The sequence below is a fragment of the Prauserella rugosa genome, from assembly GCF_000719975.1.
In the GTDB taxonomy this organism is placed as follows: Bacteria; Actinomycetota; Actinomycetes; order Mycobacteriales; family Pseudonocardiaceae; genus Prauserella; species Prauserella rugosa.
Genome location: NZ_JOIJ01000003.1, coordinates 163,111 through 181,442, shown reverse-complemented (window position 1 = coordinate 181,442; position 18,332 = coordinate 163,111). Strand labels below are relative to the sequence as shown.

Annotated in this window: 17 protein-coding genes; 16 read left to right on the top strand and 1 reads right to left on the bottom strand. The window is 70.6% G+C overall.

The annotated features are described in order from the left end of the window. Positions 1-79 precede the first annotated feature (79 nt). Positions 80-1,261, bottom strand: coding sequence for an acyl-CoA dehydrogenase family protein (locus IF64_RS0105860; protein WP_030530982.1), 1,182 nt, complete (start codon positions 1,259-1,261; stop codon positions 80-82). Positions 1,262-1,566: 305 nt separating this feature from the next. Between IF64_RS0105860 and IF64_RS0105855 the strand changes: the two genes are divergently transcribed. The 16 genes from IF64_RS0105855 (at position 1,567) to IF64_RS0105780 (ending at position 18,328) form a co-directional block, all read left to right on the top strand. Then, the gene (locus tag IF64_RS0105855) at positions 1,567-2,655 is read left to right on the top strand and encodes a Zn-dependent alcohol dehydrogenase (RefSeq protein ID WP_030530981.1); all 1,089 of its coding nucleotides are present in this window, start codon (positions 1,567-1,569) and stop codon (positions 2,653-2,655) included. Positions 2,656-2,669: 14 nt separating this feature from the next. After that, complete coding sequence (locus IF64_RS0105850) at positions 2,670-3,578, top strand: 3-oxoacyl-ACP reductase (protein ID WP_030530980.1); 909 nt, start codon at positions 2,670-2,672, stop codon at positions 3,576-3,578. Continuing rightward, positions 3,575-5,089 (top strand): aldehyde dehydrogenase family protein, encoded by a 1,515-nt coding sequence (locus tag IF64_RS0105845; protein ID WP_030530979.1) that lies wholly within the window; start codon positions 3,575-3,577, stop codon positions 5,087-5,089. The genes IF64_RS0105850 and IF64_RS0105845 overlap by 4 nt, the downstream gene beginning before the upstream one ends. 9 nt (positions 5,090-5,098) lie before the next feature. Beyond that, entirely contained in the window at positions 5,099-5,869 is a 771-nt protein-coding gene (locus IF64_RS0105840; RefSeq protein WP_030530978.1) for a glucose 1-dehydrogenase, read from the top strand. 29 nt (positions 5,870-5,898) lie between these two features. Beyond that, a complete protein-coding gene (locus IF64_RS0105835) occupies positions 5,899-6,687 on the top strand; it encodes an MlaE family ABC transporter permease (protein ID WP_030530977.1) in 789 nt (262 codons plus the stop codon). 16 nt (positions 6,688-6,703) lie between these two features. After that, a complete protein-coding gene (locus IF64_RS0105830; RefSeq protein WP_030530976.1) occupies positions 6,704-7,588 on the top strand; it encodes an MlaE family ABC transporter permease in 885 nt (294 codons plus the stop codon). Further along, positions 7,585-9,150 (top strand): MCE family protein, encoded by a 1,566-nt coding sequence (locus tag IF64_RS0105825; protein ID WP_030530975.1) that lies wholly within the window; start codon positions 7,585-7,587, stop codon positions 9,148-9,150. Before IF64_RS0105830 ends, IF64_RS0105825 begins: the two co-directional genes overlap by 4 nt. Beyond that, a complete protein-coding gene (locus tag IF64_RS0105820) occupies positions 9,147-10,181 on the top strand; it encodes an MCE family protein (protein WP_030530974.1) in 1,035 nt (344 codons plus the stop codon). The genes IF64_RS0105825 and IF64_RS0105820 overlap by 4 nt, the downstream gene beginning before the upstream one ends. Then, positions 10,178-11,224, top strand: coding sequence for an MCE family protein (locus IF64_RS0105815; RefSeq protein WP_030530973.1), 1,047 nt, complete (start codon positions 10,178-10,180; stop codon positions 11,222-11,224). The genes IF64_RS0105820 and IF64_RS0105815 overlap by 4 nt, the downstream gene beginning before the upstream one ends. Further along, complete coding sequence (locus IF64_RS0105810; RefSeq protein ID WP_425468437.1) at positions 11,221-12,417, top strand: MCE family protein; 1,197 nt, start codon at positions 11,221-11,223, stop codon at positions 12,415-12,417. Before IF64_RS0105815 ends, IF64_RS0105810 begins: the two co-directional genes overlap by 4 nt. A gap of 86 nt (positions 12,418-12,503) precedes the next feature. Then, the gene (locus IF64_RS0105805) at positions 12,504-13,694 is read left to right on the top strand and encodes an MCE family protein (RefSeq protein ID WP_030530971.1); all 1,191 of its coding nucleotides are present in this window, start codon (positions 12,504-12,506) and stop codon (positions 13,692-13,694) included. Continuing rightward, the gene (locus tag IF64_RS0105800; RefSeq protein ID WP_084705678.1) at positions 13,694-15,040 is read left to right on the top strand and encodes an MCE family protein; all 1,347 of its coding nucleotides are present in this window, start codon (positions 13,694-13,696) and stop codon (positions 15,038-15,040) included. Before IF64_RS0105805 ends, IF64_RS0105800 begins: the two co-directional genes overlap by 1 nt. Further along, the gene (locus IF64_RS0105795; RefSeq protein WP_051757507.1) at positions 15,037-15,597 is read left to right on the top strand and encodes a hypothetical protein; all 561 of its coding nucleotides are present in this window, start codon (positions 15,037-15,039) and stop codon (positions 15,595-15,597) included. The genes IF64_RS0105800 and IF64_RS0105795 overlap by 4 nt, the downstream gene beginning before the upstream one ends. Next, positions 15,594-16,208, top strand: coding sequence for a hypothetical protein (locus IF64_RS0105790; RefSeq protein WP_048808069.1), 615 nt, complete (start codon positions 15,594-15,596; stop codon positions 16,206-16,208). Before IF64_RS0105795 ends, IF64_RS0105790 begins: the two co-directional genes overlap by 4 nt. Before the next feature lie 114 nt (positions 16,209-16,322). Then, positions 16,323-17,552 (top strand): glycosyltransferase family 4 protein, encoded by a 1,230-nt coding sequence (locus IF64_RS0105785; RefSeq protein ID WP_030530967.1) that lies wholly within the window; start codon positions 16,323-16,325, stop codon positions 17,550-17,552. Next, positions 17,546-18,328: a class I SAM-dependent methyltransferase gene (locus IF64_RS0105780; protein WP_048808070.1), complete on the top strand. Its 783-nt coding sequence runs from the start codon at positions 17,546-17,548 to the stop codon at positions 18,326-18,328. The genes IF64_RS0105785 and IF64_RS0105780 overlap by 7 nt, the downstream gene beginning before the upstream one ends. Positions 18,329-18,332 lie beyond the last annotated feature (4 nt).

The window sequence follows — 18,332 nt, the reverse complement described above, 5'->3', positions numbered from 1 at the left end:
AGTTCCGGAACGTGGGCGGGGAGTGCTCCCAAGGGCCCCATGGTTGCGTTCAACGCGACCATGGGGCCCTTGGGAGTTTTCAACGGGTGACGGGGAGGTTCAGCGCGGTGGCTGCGATGATGTCGCGTTGCACCTCGTTGGTGCCGCCGCCGAAGGTGAGGATCAGCGCGGACCGGTGGGCGCGTTCGATGCGCCCGCGCAGGACGGCGCCCGGTGAGCCGGTGCGGACCAGACCGCCCGCGCCGAGGACCTCGAGCAGCAGCCGGTAGGCGTCGGTGGCCAGTTCGGTGCCGAAGACCTTCGTGGCCGACGCGTCGGCGGGGGTCACGCCGCCGCCGTCGGCCGACGAGGCGATCTTCCAGTTGCGCAGGGTCAGGTACGCGGTGTGGGCGTGCACGCGGGCGAGGTGCCCGCGGACCCAGTGCTGGTCGATGACGCGGGTGCCGTCGGGTCTCGTGGTCTCCCGCGCCCACTCCAGGACGTCGTCGAGTGCCGAGCGCAACGGGGCCGCGGAGGTCAGCGCGACCCGCTCGTGGTTGAGCTGGTTGGTGATGAGCGGCCAGCCCGCGTTCTCCTCGGCGATGCGCGCGCTCACGGGGACCCGCACGTCGGAGTAGTAGGTCGCGCTGGTTCCGGGACCCGCCACGGTGCGGACCTTGGTCCAGGAGAAACCGTCGGCGTTGGTCGGCACGGCGAGCACGCTGATGCCCTTGTGGCGAGGAGCGTCCGGGTCGGTGCGCGCGGCCAGCCACACGTAGTCGGCGTACTCGATCAGGCTGGTCCACATCTTCTGGCCGTTGATCACGTAGTCGTCGCCGTCGCGGACCGCCCTGGTGCGCAGTGCGGCGAGGTCCGTACCGGCCTCCGGCTCGGAGTAGCCGATGGAGAAGTGCAGCCTGCCGGCGGCGATCCGGGGCAGGAAGTACTCGCGCTGCTGCTCGGTGCCGTAGCGCATGATCGTGGGGCCGACCGTGTTGATCGTCAGGAACGGCACGGGCACACCGGCGATCGCGGCCTCGTCGGTGAAGATCAGCTGCTCGAGCATCGTCCCGCCGCGGCCGCCGTACTCGCGGGGCCAGCCCAGGGCGAGCCAGCGGTCCTCGCCGAGCTGCCGGACGATCTCGGTGTAGGCCGTACCGTCGCCGTACTCGCCGCCCTCGGTCTGCAGGCCCTCGCGGCGCTCCGGGGTCATCAGCTCGCCGAAGTACCCGCGGAGCTCCGTGCGCAGCCGCTCGTGCTCGGGTGCGTAGGCGATGCGCATCCGATCCTCCCGTTCTCCGTTGGACGTAATGCGGACCCGTGCAGCCGGTCAGGGCCGAACCAGTGCCGAACCACCGATGGTTGATTGTAGAACAGGTTCTAATTTAGGGAAGGGCTGTCCGGGCGGTAGTTGCGGGACGACTGTGTGTCCACGCCGCTCATAGCTGTGTCGCTGGCCGATTCGGTCGGCGGTGAACGGTGTGAACCGACCCTTGCCACTGGCGAGAACAAATTCTATTGTCGGTCCCTGACGTGAGCCAGGCCACGCGCACGTCCACCGAGCAGGCTTCGACGAGGAGGCAGCACGTGAGAGCGGCCGTTCTGCACGAGATCGGAACAGACAAGCTCGATCTGCGCGACGACGTCACCGTCGTCGGGCCCGGGCCCGGTGAGGTGCGCGTGCGCGTACGTGCCTCGGGCATCTGCCACAGCGATCTGTCCGCGATGAACGGCACGCTTCCCGCCATGGCACCGGGCGTGGTCGGGCACGAGGGGGCAGGCGAGATCGTCGCCGTGGGCGACGGTGTCGACCACCTCGCGGTCGGTGACCACGTGACGGTGTCGTTCGTGCCGCCCTGCGGTCACTGCCCGGACTGCGTACGCGGCGAACTCAACCTGTGTGCCGTGCACGTCGTCGAGGCGTTCACCACCGCCCGGTTCCGGCTCGGCGACCAGCAGCTGTTCGGCTTCTCCGGACTCGGGACGTTCGCCGAGGAACTGGTGATTCCCGCCCCCGCGGCGGTCAAGGTGGACGCGGACGTGCCGTTCGAGACGGCCGCGCTCATCGCCTGCGGGGTGCTGACCGGTGTCGGTGCGGTGCTCAACACCGCGCAGGTGCGCCCCGGTTCGACCGCCGTCGTGTTCGGCTGCGGCGGTGTGGGCATCTCGGTGATCCAGGGACTGCGCATCGCCGGTGCCACGACGATCGTCGCCGTCGACCCGGTCGAGGAGAAGCACGCCGTCGCGCGCCGCTTCGGTGCGACGCACGCCGTGACCCCGGACCAGGTCGAGGCCGTCAAGCACGAACTCACCGCCTCCCAGGGATTCGACTACGCCTTCGACGTCGTCGGGGCGCCCGCGACCATCCGCGCGGGCTGGGACCACGTGCGGCGCGGGGGCTCGGTGATCGTCGTCGGCGCGGGCAGGGCCGACGCCATGGTCGAGTTCAGCGCACAGGAACTGTTCCTGCACGACAAGAAGATCCTGGGTTCGCTGTACGGCTCGGCCCACGTCGAACGGGACACCGCGGCGATGATCCGGTTCTGGCGCGCGGGCATGCTCGATCTGGACGGCATGATCTCCCGGCGCATCGACTTCGACGACCTCAACGGTGGGCTCGAGGTCCTCCGGGCGGGTGCGGGCGACGTGATTCGTCAGGTGGTGACGCTGGCGTGAGCCCGCAGCGGGACCTGTCCCTCGAGGGGAAGGTTGCGGTGGTCACCGGCGCGGGGGCGGGCCTCGGCAGGGCCGAGGCGCTCGAACTGGCGCGACACGGTGCCGCGGTCGTGGTCAACGACGTGGCCGCCGACGCCGCACACGACACGGTGGCCGCCGTCGAGGAACGCGGCGGCAAGGCCGTCGCCGTGGCCGGGGACGTCGGCGACCGTGGGACGACCGACGCACTGCTGACGACGGCGGTCGAACACCTCGGCGGTCTGCACGTGGTGGTCAACAACGCCGGCCTCGTCCGCGACAAGATGCTGTTCAACCTCACCGACGACGACTGGGACACCGTGCTGCGCGTGCACCTGCGCGGCCATTTCCTGCTCAGCAGAGGTGCGGTGCAGCACTGGCGCAGCGTGGTCAAGGCGGGCGGTGCCGCATACGGGCGGATCGTCAACACCTCGTCGGAGGCGTTCCTGTCCGGGCCCGCAGGCCAGGCCAACTACGGGGCAGCGAAGGCGGGTATCACGTCGCTGACCGTCTCGACCGCACGAGCGGGTGCGCGGTACGGGATGCGTGCCAACGCCATCTGCCCTCGTGCGCGGACCGCGATGACCGCGGACACGTTCGGGGCCGACGCCCCACCCGGCGTCGATCCACTGTCGACCGACCACGTCGCACCCGTGGTCGCGTACCTCGCCGCGCCCGCGTCCGAGGCGATCAACGGTCAGGTCCTCGTCGTCCACGGTGGACACGTGGCGCTGCTGCGACCGCCGTCCATTGAGCGGGATTTCGTGCCCACCGGCGATTTCTGGACCCTCGACGAGCTCGACGATCGGCTCGGCCACCACTTCGACGACCGCGACCCCGCACGCATGTTCTCCGCGACCGACGTGCTGGAACTGGGACAACCCGGACAGGAGACGCGCTCATGACCCTGACCATGCGATCGCACCTCGAGGACGTCGGGCTCAAGCCGGGCCTGCTGTACATCGACGGTGAGTGGGGCGGTGCCGTCGACGGCGCGACCTGGACCCACCACCATCCCGCCACGGGCGAGGAGGTCGCCGACCTCGCCGTCGCCTCGGCATCCGATGTGGACTCCGCGGTGGCGGCCGCCCGGCGCGCCTTCGACGAGAGCGACTGGGCGGGGTGGCGCGCCCAGCGGCGTATCGCACTGCTGCGGCGGTGCGGCGCACTGCTGCGCGAGCACGCCGACGAGCTGCGGGCGGTGCAGGCGCTGGACAACTCCGTGCCCGTCGGCTTCGGCGCGGGCGTGTACGCCGTGTCGGTCGAGGTGGCCGCCGACGTGTTCGACCACCACGCCGGATGGGTGGACAAGCTCGGCGGCGAGACGCTCGCGCCGTACCAGGGCGGCGACCACCTGGCGATGACCTTTCGCGAGCCGATCGGCGTCGTCGCGGCGATCCTGCCGTGGAACGCACCGTTCCTGCTGCTTGCCCAGAAGGTCGCTCCGGCGCTCGCGACGGGGTGCACCGTGGTGCTCAAACCGTCGGAGTACTGCACGTTCACGGTGCTGCGCATGGTCGAGCTGCTGGAGTCGGCGGGGGTTCCGAAGGGCGTGCTCAACGTCGTCACCGGCCCGGGCGATCCGACCGGGGAGCGGCTGATCACCCACCCCGACGTCGACAAGATCAGCTTCACCGGCTCGCGTGCGGTCGGTAGCCGCATCGTCGAGGCCTCCGCGTCGACGATGACGCGCGTGTCCCTCGAACTCGGCGGCAAGAGCCCCGCGGTGGTGTTCGACGACGCCGCCGACGTCGGTCTCGCCGCCGCCACCACGATCGGCGCGGTGACGCTCGGGCTGTCGGGACAGGCGTGCGTCGCCAACACCAGGGCGCTCGTGCACCGCAGCGTGTACGACGAGTTCCTCGCCGCCGCCGAGGGTATGGCTGGCATGGTCAGTTACGGCGATCCGTTCGATCCCGCCGTCATGTCGGCACCGCTGATCAACGGCAGGCAGCTCGACCGCGTGCTGGGCTACATCGACAAGGGCACGGCCGAGGGCGCCCGGCTGGTCACCGGGGGCGAGCGGCTGGGCGGTGACTACGCGGGCGGCAACTTCGTCGCGCCGACGATCTTCGCCGACGTCGACAACTCCTCGACCCTGGCCCAGGAGGAGATCTTCGGGCCGGTGCTGGCCGTCGTGCCGTTCGACGACGAGGACGAGGCCGTGGCGATGGCCAACGACACCGAGTACGGCCTCGGCGCGAGCGTGTTCAGCGCCGATGCGCAACGCACCTTCCGCATGGCCCGCCGGATCCGCGCCGGCACGGTGTGCCTCAACGGCTTCCAGATCGAACCGCACCTTCCGTTCGGCGGGTTCAAGCAGTCGGGCCTGGGGCGCGAGGGCGGGCGGTCGTCGATCGAGGCGTACACCGAGCTGAAGACCGTGCTCATGCCGCTCGGCGACGAGATGATGTGAGGCGCGGCCATGACACGACTCGAGGGCAAGGTCGCCCTGATCACCGGCGCCGCGCGCGGGCAGGGCGCCGCGTTCGCGCGGCGGCTGGTCGCCGACGGCGCACGGGTGCTCGTCACCGACGTCAACGACACCGGCGGAAAGGAGACCGTGGAGCGGTTGTGCGCCGAGCGTGCGGGTTCGGCCGCCTACCAACGGCTCGACGTCTCGTCCGAAGAGGACTGGACGGCCGCGATCGACCGCGTGACGGGCGAGTTCGGTGCGCTGAACGTACTCGTCAACAACGCGGGACTGTTGCACTTCTCCGAGGTGGAGCACACCACGTTGGCCGACTACCGGCGACTGGTCGCGGTGAACCAGGTCGGGACGTTCCTGGGCATGCGCGCGGCGGTGGCTCCGATGACCGAGGCGGGAGGCGGGTCGATCATCAACCTCTCCTCGGTCGAGGGCCTCGCGGGCATGCCGGGCGTGACGGCCTACACGGCCACGAAGTTCGCCATCCGCGGCATGACGAAGGTGGCCGCGCTGGAGCTGGGCGCGAAGGGGATCCGGGTGAACTCCGTGCATCCCGGCATGATCGACACGGCAATGATCCGCCAGTTCACCGGTGAGGACACGGACCTGTCCCCGGTGGGGGCGAAGGTCGCGCTCGGCAGGGTCGGCAGACCGGAGGAGATCGCCGGCCTGGTCGCGTTCCTCGCCAGCGACGACAGCTCGTACAGCACGGGTGCCGAGTTCGTCGCCGACGGCGGTGCCACGGCGACCCACGCGCTGAAGGTGTAGGGCGCGGGCCGGCCGACACAGGAGGTGGCATGACCGCACGGGTGGGGTCCATCCCGGGTACCGCCGCGCTCAGCCAGGTCGGCCGGCTGGCGACCCTCTCGTGGGAGGTGCTCGTCGCCATCCCGCGCAGGCCGTTCCAGTGGCGCGAGTGGATTCAGCAGTGCTGGTTCTTCGCCAGCGTCACGATCCTGCCGACCGCGTTGGTGGCCATCCCGTTCGGCGCGGTGATCGCACTGCAGCTCGGGTCGCTCACGCAGCAGATCGGCGCGCAGTCGTTCACCGGTGCCGCGAGTGCGCTGGCGATCGTGCAGCAGGCGAGTCCGCTCATCACGGCGCTGCTCGTGGCCGGCGCGGGTGGCAGCGCGGTCTGCGCCGACATCGGAGCGCGCAAGATCCGCGAGGAGATCGACGCGATGGAGGTGCTCGGGGTCAACCCGATCCAGCGGCTCGTCGTGCCGAGGGTGCTGGCCGCGATCGTCGTGTCGGTGTTGCTCAACGGGCTCGTGAGCGTCGTCGGAGTGCTCGGCGGCTACTTCTTCAACGTCGTGATGCAGGGCGGCACTCCGGGTGCCTACCTGGCGAGCTTCAACGCGCTCGCCCAGCTGCCCGACCTGTGGATCAGCGAGTTCAAGGCGGTGATCTACGGATTCTTCGCCGGTGTCGTCGCCGCCTTCCGCGGCCTGAACCCCGCGGGCGGCCCGAAGGGGGTCGGCGACGCGGTCAACCAGGCGGTCGTCATCACGTTCCTGCTGCTGTTCCTCATCAACGTCGTCCTCACCGCCGTGTACCTGAAGATCGTCCCCCCGAAGGCCCTGTGAGAGGTGCGGTGAGGCCATGACGACCACCCGGGTCCGACCGGACAGCGCGCCCACGGGCGATCGACGCAGCACCGACGAGCGTGTGCTGGAGGCGATCGCCCGTCCCGGCGCGATGCTCGAGGGGCTCGGCACCCAGTTGTTGTTCTACGTCAAGGTGCTGGCGTGGGTGCCGCGGACGATCCGCCGCTACAGCAAGGAAACGCTGCGGCTGCTGACGGAGGTGTGCTTCGGCACCGGGGGCCTGGCCGTCATCGGCGGCACGCTCGGCGTGATGGTGGGCATGACCCTGTTCACCGGCCTCATCGTCGGCATCCAGGGCTACGCCGCCCTCGAACAGCTCGGCACGGCCGCGCTGACGGGGTTCATCTCGGCGTACTTCAACACCCGCGAGGTCGCACCGCTGGCCGCCGGGTTGGCGCTCTCGTCCACTGTGGGCTGCGGGTTCACGGCCCAGCTGGGCGCGATGCGGATCTCCGAGGAGATCGACGCGATGGAGGTCATGGGCGTGCCGAGCCTGCCATACCTCGTGACCACCCGCGTGATCGCGGGCGTGACGGCCGTGATCCCGCTGTACGCCGTGGGTCTGCTGTCGTCGTACCTGGCGTCCCGGCAGGTGACGATCTGGATGTACGGCCAGTCCGCGGGCACCTACGACCACTACTTCCACCTGTTCCTGCCACCGGAGGACGTGCTGTGGTCCTTCGGCAAGGTGATCATCTTCAGCACGATCGTGATCATGTCGCACTGCTTCTACGGCTACTTCGCGCGCGGCGGGCCCGCGGGGGTCGGCGTCGCGGTCGGCAGGGCGGTACGGACGTCGATCGTGCTGGTCGCGGTGCTGGACTTCTTCCTGAGCCTGGCCATCTGGGGCGCGACCACGACGGTGAGGTTGTCGGGATGACGGCCACGCGCTCGGCGGTGTTGCGCAGGCTCGGGCTCCAGGTTCTGGGGCTCGTGTTCCTCGTGGTGTCCGCACTGTTCATCGCCACCACCGTGGCGATCTACAACAAGGAGTTCTCCGACGACGTGCTGGTACGGCTCGAGACCGACACGGCGGGGAACCAGATGCGCGAGGGCGCCGACGTGAAGGTACGCGGCCTTCGGGTCGGGGAGGTGCGTTCCATCACCACCGACTCGTCGAAGGCCGTGCTGGAGTTGGCGATCGAACGCGACCGCATCGGCGCCGTGCCGTCGAACGTGTCGGCAAGGCTGCTGCCGAAGACGCTGTTCGGGGAACGCTACGTGGCCCTCCGGATTCCCGGCGACGGCAGTGACGCCAGCGAAACCGACTCCGCCGAAACCGACTCCGCCGTAAGCGACACGGGTGGTTCCCGGCCGCTCGCGGAGGGGGACGTCATCCCCCAGGACCGCAGCGAATCGGCGGTGGAACTCGAACGCGTGCTGTCCAATGTGCTCCCCCTGTTGCAGGCGGTCGAACCGCAGAAGCTGGCGGGAACCCTGTCCGCGGTGTCGACGGCGCTGGAGGGGCGCGGCGAGCAGCTGGGCGAGACGCTCGTGGACCTGTCGGACTACCTGCGGGAGTTCAACCCCTCCCTGCCGGATCTGTCCCACGACATCGAGGCGGTCGCCGACGTCGCGGGGGCCTACGATGCGGCGGCCCCCGATTTCCTCGCCGCCATGCGGGATCTGACGACGACCACCCGCACGATCGTGGAGAAGCGGAAGGGCCTCGCCGCGGTGTACGACAGCGTCTCGGGTGCCTCCGGGGATCTCGAGCGGTTCCTGTCCGCCAACGAGCACAACATCATCCACCTCTCGGCCAGCTCCCAGTCCACACTGGACGTCCTGGCGAAGTATGCCCCGCAGTACCCGTGCATGTTCCGGCAGTTCGCCGAGGCGGTGCCCAACGCCAAGCGGGCGTTCGGTACCGGCGACGACGAGATGAACCACGTCGTCATCCGGATGCTGGCCGACAACAGGGGCAAGTACGAACCGGGTGTCGACGAACCCCGGTACGACGACAAACGCGGACCGCGCTGCTATCCGCAGATGGTCCCGCCGGACCGGTTCCCGCAGTACCCGCCGGAGGGGCCGCTCGAGGACGGTTCGACGCATCCCGCGCCGTCGAAGAACTCCGGGCCGCTGCCGGGTCCGGTCCTCGGGTACGACGTGCCGTTCCCCGCCGACGGGGACGACGAGGCCGCCCTGCGCGGAGGGTCCGGCGGCGGCCACCAGAACGATGGCCACCAGAACGACGGCGCGCAGAACGACGGAGCGCAGGACGAGGGCCAGCAGAACGACGGCCAGCAGGGAGCCGGCGCACAGGGAGGTGGCGCGTCCGGACCGGGCAGAGTGTCCTCACCGGCCAACTCGCCGGAGGAACTGCGCCTGATCGCCGTGTTGCAGTCCGCGCAGACGGGGATCGCGCCGGACGAGCTGCCGGGTTGGGGCGGCGTGCTGCTCGGGCCGCTGTACCGAGGGGCCACGGTGGAGCTGCGATGAGAAGCTACGTGCCTGCCCTGATCCGGATCGCGGTGTTCGCCGCGGTGACCGTGCTGCTGACCGGGATCCTGGCCGCGACCATCGCCAACACCACGTTCGGCCCCTCGGCCGGATACACCGCGCGGTTCGCCGACGCGTCCGGTCTGCACGAGGGCGACGACGTGCGCATGTCCGGGGTCAAGATCGGCCAGGTGCAACGCATCTCGGTGGGTGAGGACAACCGCGCCGACGTCCACTTCGACATCCACGGCGAGCGCCGACTGCCCGGCCTGGTCACGGCCACCGTGAAGTACCGGAACCTCATCGGCCAGCGATACCTGTCGCTGAGCGCCGACGTGCCCGAGTCCCCGCCGCTCGAACCGGGCGGAACCATCCCGGTCGAGCGCACACAGCCCGCCCTGAACCTGACGGTGCTGTTCAACGGCTTCCAGCCGCTGTTGCGGGCCCTCGAGCCGGAGCAGGTGAACCAGTTGTCGTACCAGATCATCCGCGTGTTCCAGGGCGAGGGCGGCACGGTACGCAGTCTCCTGTCGCACACCGCGTCCCTGACCTCGACGCTGTCGAAGAAGGACGAGGTCATCGGCCGCACCATCGACAACCTCAATCGCGTGCTGACGACGGTCAACGACCGCACGCCACAGGTGAAGAACCTGCTGTCGACGACCCAGCGCCTCGTGTCGGGCCTGGCCGAGCAGCGTAAGCCGATCGGCGAGGCCGTCTCGGGGCTTGGCGACCTGACCGAGGCGACCTCCGGTCTGCTGGCCGACGCGCGTGAGCCCCTGCGCCGCGACGTGGCCGGACTCCGCGACCTCGCGAGCGGTCTGGCGGGCTCGCGCGAGTTGATCGACGAGGTCCTGACCACGCTGCCCGGCCACCTGAACAAGTTCACCCGCGCGGTCAGCTACGGCAGCTGGTTCAACTACTACCTGTGCGATCTGCGCGGAACGATCGGCGTGAAATCCCTCAACGTCGAGGTGCCGATCCTGCCGCTGCCCGCGACCCAGCAGCCGGAGAGGTGTCAGGTCGAATGAAGCCGCTCAAGGAACGCAACCAGGCGCTCGTCGGACTGGTCAGCCTCACGCTCGTGGCACTCGCCATCGTGACGGCATACCGCTTCGACGACATCCCCCTGCTCAACGACCGCACGACGTACTCCGCGCACTTCGCCGAGTCGGCCGGGCTGGCCGCGGGCAACGAGGTGCAGGTCGCGGGCGTGAAGGTGGGCGAGGTCGACGAGGTGGTGCTGGACGGCACCCACGTGCGGGCGACCTTCTCGCTCGAGGGGATCGACTCGTCGCGGATCGGCACCGAGACCACCGCGTCGATCGAGATCAAGACGTTGCTGGGGGAGAAGTACCTGGCGCTGCGGCCGAAAGGCGGCGGCACGCACGACCCGGGCGATGCGATCCCGGTCGCGCGCACCGAGACGCCGTTCGAACTGCAGGACGCCTTCGACCAGCTCTCGGGCACGGTGGGCGAGATCGACACCGACCAGCTCGCGCGCAGCTTCGACGTCGTGTCCGAGACGTTCGCCGACACCCCACAGTCCATGAAGGACGCACTGACGGGCCTGTCGGCGTTGTCGCAGACGGTGTCCTCGCGGGACGAGGAGCTGTCGCGCCTGCTGTCGAACACCAGGGAGATCACCGGGACGCTCAACAGCCGCAACCGTCAACTGCGCACCGTCATCGAGGACGGCAACCTGCTGCTGACCGAACTGCAGAACCGTCGACAGGCCATCAACCGGCTGCTGCGCGGAACCACGAGCGTGGCCGGCCAGCTCTCGGCGGTGGTCTCGGAGAACCGGAAGCAGCTGCGCCCCGCGCTGCGGGAACTCGGCAAGGTCACCGACGTCCTGCAACGCAACCAGGACAACCTCGACCGGGGGCTCGAACTGCTGGCGCCGTTCACGCGTCTCGGTACCAACGTCACCGGTAACGGGCGGTGGTTCGAGGGCTACATCTGCGGTCTGCTCCCGCCGACGATCAACACCGGCACCGGCTACGAGTACAACTCCGAGGGGTGCGTGAGTGACGTCGCGGCACCGGATCAGGGCGTGGGAGGTGGCCGATGACCGGTGTGCTGACGAGGGACACCCGCGCGGGCCGCAGCCTCTACCGGTGGCTGGCCACCGCGTGCGTGGCCGCGCTGCTGCTCAGCGGTGGTCTCTGGTGGATGCTCAGGGAACAGACCGGCCTGCGCGTCACCGCCCACTTCGACCGTGCCGTCGGCCTGTACGCCGGATCGTCGGTGCGGGTGCTGGGCATCGAGGTCGGGGAGATCACCCGGGTCGAGCCGCGGGGCAGGCAGGTGGTCGTCGACATGCAGGTCGACGAGGGCGTGCGGATCCCCGCCGACGCCGACGCGGTCGTCGTGGCGCCGAGCCTCGTCAGCGACCGCTACGTGCAGCTCACGCCCGTCTACGACGGCGGGCCCGTGATGCGCTCGGCCGCCCGGATCCCCCTGGAGCGCACCGCTACCCCCATGGAGATCGACGACCTCTACCGCAGCCTCGACGAACTGTCCACGGCGCTCGGGCCGGCCGGGGCCAACTCCGACGGTGCGCTCTCGCGCGCGCTCGACACCGCGGCGGCGAACCTCGACGGCAACGGGGAGAACCTCAACACGACCGTCACGCGACTGTCCGAACTGGCCACGACGCTGGACGGGTCCAAGGGCGATCTGTTCGGCACCGTGCGCAACCTGCAGCGGTTCACGAAGGTGCTGGCCGACAGCGACGCGCAGCTGAACAGCTTCTACTCGCGGCTGAACCAGGTGAGCGGATTCCTGGCCGAGGACTCCGACGAGGTCGGCAGGGCGCTGTCGTCGCTCGGCACGGCGCTCGGCAGGGTGAAGGGTTTCGTCGGCGAGAACCGGGAGGAGCTGGGCCGCAACGTCTCGAAGCTGGAGGGCATCACCCGGGTACTGGTGGACCAGCGCGCCGCCGTCGCCGAGATTGCCGACGTGGCCCCACTCGGCCTGTCGAACTTCATCAACTCCTACGACGCGGCGTCCGGGTCGATCGCCATCCGCTACAACCTCAACGAGCTGACGAACCCGTTGATGACGACGGCGTGCAAGCTCACCGACTCGTTGACCGATCGGCAGCTGCCGGACGCACTGACGAAGCTGTGCGACATCCTCGGGCCCGTGGTCGACGGGGTGGCCAAGGCCCCGTCGGTGTCGCAGCTGCTCGCCTCGATCCAGAGCGGCGAGCTGCCGCCGCTTCCGCTGCCGTTGATCGTCGCACCAGGGGGCAGGTCATGACCGCCGTCGCCGCGATGCGCGGACGGCTGCGGCCGGTGGATACCCGGAGCCCCGCCGCGGGACGCCGACCGCGGCGGGGGCCGCGGATGCTGCTCGTGTGCCTGATGCTGCTCGTCGCAGGCTGCGGGGACGGCGGTTTCTCCGGGCTGTACAACGCGCCGTTGCCCGGCGGGGCTGACCTCGGTGACCACCCGTACCGCGTCACCGTGCGCTTCGAGGACGTGCTCGACCTGGTGCCGCAGGCGGCCGTGAAGGTCAACGACGTCGCGGTGGGCAGGGTCGAACGGGTGCGGCTGGCGCCCGACGGCCGCTCGGCGCTCGTCGACCTGGCCGTGAGCGGCGACGTGCGCCTTCCGGCCGACGCCTCGGCCGAACTGCGCCAGTCGAGCATGCTGGGGGAGAAATTCGTCGAGCTGAGCCCGCCTCAGCAGGGCGGAAGGGGAACGCTCGCCGAGGGTGCGGTCATCCCGCTCGACCGCACCAACCGCAACCCCGAGGTCGAGGAGGTGCTCGGTGCGCTGTCGTTGCTGCTCAACGGGGGCGGGGTCCAGCAGCTGCGCGACATCGTCGGCGAACTCAACGAGGCACTGACGGGTAACGCGCCGGAGATCAAGGCGTTGCTGTCGCGTGTGGACCACCTCGCGAGCACCTTGGACGAACAGCGCGGGGACATCGTGCGGGCCATCGACGGAGTGCACGCACTGTCCCGCACGCTCTCGACCCAGCGCGGCGACCTCGCCACGGCGCTGGAGCACCTCGAACCGGGACTGAAGGTGGTGTCCGGACAGCGCAGGCAACTGGTCGGGATGCTGAACTCGCTGCGGACGCTCTCGGGCACCGGAACGCGGGTCGTCAACGCGAGCAAGGACAGTATCGTGGCCAACCTGCGGGCCTTGGCACCGACGTTGGAGAAACTCGCCGAGACCGGAGCCGACCTGCCCGAGGCGATGCAGTTGCTGCCGAGCTATCCGATCCCGGTGTTCGGCAATTCGATCATGCACGGCGACTACGCCAACGTCAGTGTCCGGCTGGACCTGCAGCTGGACGCGATCCTGGAGAACATCCTGAACGCGCGCAGGCCGGCGGTGCAGCTTCCCCACGACGACGGCACCGGTGCCGACGGTGCGATTCCGTTCAACGAAGGGGAGAACCCGCCGCCGTTGCCGCTGCCCGACCCGTCCGCACCGTCGGGACAGGACGGTGCCGGCGCGCCGGGAGCGCGGAGCAACGGCGGCCTCGACGGTCTGCTCGGCGGGCTCGTGGGAGGTGGCGGCTGATGCGCCTGCAACGCAAGAACCGGGTCCAACTGGTCGTCTTCGGCGTGATCTCGCTGTTGGCGGTGGGATACGCGGGCGGCAACTACGCCGGACTGGACCGGCTGCTGGGTGCACGCGGCTACGTCGTGCACGTCACGCTCGAGGAGTCGGGTGGAATCTTCGAGAACGCCGAGGTCGCGTATCGGGGCGTGACCGTCGGCAGGGTCGCCGAGCTGCACCTGGCCGACACGGGCGTCACCCTCGATCTGGACATCGAGGAGGGCGGTCCGCCGATTCCCGCCGACAGTGACGCCGTGGTGGCGAACCGGTCGGCCGTCGGTGAGCAATATGTCGACCTGCGGCCGAGCTCCGACGGCGGTCCGTACCTGCGCGCCGGATCGAGGATCGACAGTGCGCGCACCGACACGCCCGTCTCACCGGACACCCTGCTGGCCGGCCTCGACAAACTCGTGTCCAGTGTGGATCCCCGGTCGCTGCGGACGGTCGTCGGCGAGCTCGACACGGCCTTCACCGGAGCGGGCCCCGAACTCGGCCGGCTGTTGGAGGCATCGGGATCGCTGACCACCGAGGCCAGGCGTGCGCTGCCGCAGACGGCGCAGTTGTTGCGGGACAGCAGGACGGTGCTCGACACCCAGCGGCGCAACTCCGAGCAGCTGGCCTCGATCGCGAGCGGATTCCGCGACATCGCCGCGCAACTGAAGGACTCCGACGCCGATCTGCGGACCGTCGTCGACCGCGCCCCGGGTGCGAGCGAAGAGATCTCCACACTGCTGGCCGATTCGGGCACGAGCCTGAGCGTGCTCATCGCCAATCTGCTGACGACCTCGCAGGTCTTGGAGCCACGGTCGGACGCACTCGAGCACATGATGGTGGCGCTGCCGATGGTGTCGGGCTTCGCCCGTTCGGTCGTGTCGAACGGCGAGGGGCATCTCGGGTTCGTGCCGACGTTCTTCGACCCGCACAGCTGCACCAAGGGTTACGAGGGCACCCAGCGCAGGCCAGCCGATGACACGCGCGACCTCCCGCCGAACACCGACGCCTACTGCGCCGAACCGCCCGGGAGCCCGAGCAACGTGCGCGGCGCGCAGAACGCACCGGTGGCGGGCGATCCGGTGCAGATCCCCGATTCCGGCGGGAGCGGCAGCGGTGACGGGGGATCCCGTGGGGGTGAGGACGCGCGGGACACGGCCGGTGGTGCTGCCGACGGTGGCGGGGTGAAGCTCCCCGGGCTGCTGGAGTTCACCGACTCCGATGCCGAGTCCGGCCGGGGTGGCGGTGACGCGGGGCGCGGCGCGGACCGCCGGAACACCGGGGGCTTCGACGACCTGCTGGGGGTGGGCCGATGACGGAGCGCACGCGCAGCCGGATGCGGAGTGCCGCGGCGCGGACGGTCGGTCTCGCGGGCCGGGACCGGACGACGGCGGTGCTGGTGACGGTGGCGGTACTCGCCGCCGCCTGCTGCGCGGGCTTCGGCGTGCGGTGGTGGGCGGCCGCGGCAAGCGCGGACGCCAGGGGCGCGGACGCGCGGGAGACCGCTCTGCGGGACGGCTCCCGCGCGCTGGAGATCCTCCACACGATCGACCACCGCACCGCAGAATCCGATGTGGACCGGTGGTTGACCGTCACCGGCGGGACGTTGCACCGGAACCTGGCCGGGGACGTCGACGAACACGTCGGCAGGGCCGAGCGGGGGCGCACCGACGCGTCGGCGTCGACCGTCCGCGCCGCACTGTCCGAACTGGACGCCACGAAGGGAACCGCGCGGCTGCTCACGGTCCTGCGGATCGACCTCTCCGGGGCAGGCGAGGCGGATCCGCGGACGCGGCGCAGCGGCCTGCTGGCGACACTGGCCAGGGACGGGGACGTGTGGAAGGTGACCGGCGTCCAGGAGGTGGGCTCGTGAGCACGACGACCCGTACCCCGTCCCCCTCGTCCACCCCCTCTCCGGTCCCGCGCGCAGGCGCGTCGACGAAGGCCCGCGCGGGCGGGGGCCGGTCGCGGCGGCCCGGACCGGCCAGGGCGACGGTGCTCGGCGCGTTGGCCGCGGTGTGTGTGGTGCTAGCCGCGGCGGCGGCGTGGACGGCGCTGGGTGCGCTGTCGGCGACCCCCGACGATCGTGCGCACATCGATGGGCCCTCCACCGAGCGGGTGTCCGAGGACATCGCCGCAGGCGTGGCCGCGGTGCTGTCGTACGACCACGCCGACCTGGGCCGGACGAGCCGCGCGGCCGAACGCGTGCTCGCCGGCGACGCGTTGCGCAGGCACCGGGCGAGCTTCACCGAGATCGAGCGGGCCGCGCAGCGACCCGGCCACCGGGACCTCGTGCGGTCGACGACCGTGCGCTCGGTCGGCGTGCGCACGCTGACCGGCGGCCGCGCGGAGGCACTCGTGCTGGCCGACCGCCGTGACCTGGACGAACGGATGCGCCCGCGGTCCTCGAGCGTGGTGTGGGTCGAGGTCGTCGCCGTGCGGAGTGCGGGCGCATGGCGTATCACCGAGATGACGCCGGTCTGATCCGAGCCGTCGCGGTGGTCCGGGACGGCCGGGAGGGCGCGCGTTGCCAGAAAGTGAAACACGTTCTAGTCTGATCGTTGATCATGGCCGGGCCGTCGCGGAAGGGGTGAGCGGGTGCGCATCGCGTTGCTGTCGTACCGGAGCAAACCGCACTGCGGCGGGCAGGGCGTGTACGTGCGCCACCTCAGCAGGGGACTGGCCGAACTCGGCCACGACGTCGAGGTGTTCTCCGGCCAGCCGTACCCGGAGCTCGACGATCCGGTGCGGCTCACCCGGGTGCCGAGTCTCGACCTGTACCGCGATCCCGACCCGTTCCGCACGCCCGCGCTCGGTGAGTACCGGGACGCGCTGGACCTGCTCGAGGTCGCGACGATGTGGACAGCCGGATTCCCCGAACCGCTGACCTTCAGCCTGCGTGCGGCGCGGCTCCTGCGCGCCCGGGCCCACGAGTTCGACGTCGTGCACGACAACCAGTGCCTCGGCTACGGCCTGCTCTCGCTGCGCGGTGCCGGTCTGCCCCTGGTGGCCACCGTGCACCATCCGATCACCCGCGACCGCGCGGCCGACCTGGCCGCGCGGGGAAGGGCGCCGTGGCGCAGGCTCGCGGTGCACCGCTGGTACGGCTTCGTGAGCATGCAGGCTCGGGTCGCCCGGCGCATTCCCCGCCTCATCACGGTCTCGCAGGCCTCCGCCGAGGACATCGCCACCGACTTCCGGGTGCCGCGCGAACGGCTGACCACCGTCCCGCTGGGCGTCGACACCGACCTGTTCCGGCCCGCGGGCCCCCGCGTACCGGGGCGCATCGTCGCGGTCGCCAGTGCGGACGTGCCGCTGAAAGGGGTGCGTCATCTGCTGGAGGCCGTCGCCAAGCTGCGGGCCGAACGCGAGGTCGAGCTCGTGCTGGTCAGCAGGCTGGCCGAGGACGGCCCCACGCGGGCGCTGATCGACGAACTGGCGATCGGCGACGTGGTGCGCGCGGTGCACGGACTCCCGGACGCCGAGCTCGCCCGGCTGCTGGCCTCGGCCGAGGTCGCGTGCGTTCCCTCGCTGTACGAGGGGTTCTCGCTGCCGACCGTCGAAGCCATGGCGTGCGGTACGCCCCTCGTGGTGAGCAGGGCGGGCGCGTTGCCCGAGGTCGTCGGCGACTGCGGCCGGCTCGTGCCGCCCGGTGACACCGAGGCACTCGCCCGCGAACTGGGCGTCGTGCTCGGCGAACCGGGTCTGCGTGCCCATCTCGGCGAGGCGGGCCGCGCGCGGGCGCTCGAACGCTACAGCTGGCGCTCGGTCGCGGCCTCCACAGTGGACACCTATCGCCAGGCGATCGAAGGGCGGAACACATGCTGACGGTGGACTTCGACCGGCTGGGGATCGGCCCCGGCACCCGCGTGATCGACGTCGGATGCGGCGCGGGCAGGCACGCGTTCGAGGCCTATCGCCGGGGCGCCGACGTCGTCGCGTTCGACCGGGACGAACCGGCACTGGCCGAGGTCGAGACGATGTTCGCCGCCATGGCGGCCGAGGGCGAGGCGCCCGAAGGGGCCCGCGCGACCACGGTGGCCGGCGATGCGCTGGCGCTGCCGTATCCCGAGGCGTCGTTCGACTGCGTGATCGCCTCGGAGATCCTCGAACACGTGCCGGAGGACGAGCGGGCGATCGCCGAACTCGTCCGCGTCACCCGCCCGGGCGGGACGGTGGCCGTGACCGTTCCGCGGTGGCTGCCCGAACGCGTCTGCTGGCTGCTGTCGGATGCCTACCACCAGGTGGAGGGTGGGCACGTGCGGATCTACCGCGGCGACGAACTGCGCACCAAACTGCGCGCAGCGGGGCTGCGGCCCGTCGCCGGCGAACACGCGCACGCCCTCCACTCGCCGTACTGGTGGCTCAAGTGCGCCGTCGGGACCGACAACGACGACCATCCGTTGGTCAAGGCCTACCACCGGGTCCTCGTGTGGGACCTGCTGCACGCGCCGTGGCCGACCCGGCTGGCCGAGCGGGTGCTCGATCCGGTGCTCGGCAAGAGTCTCGCCGTGTACTCGGTGAAGGATCCACCCGCGCCGTCGACGCGCGAGCGCGGCCGAAACGCGGCCGAGGGTGGGGAGGTCGCCGTTGCCGCCGACTGACCCG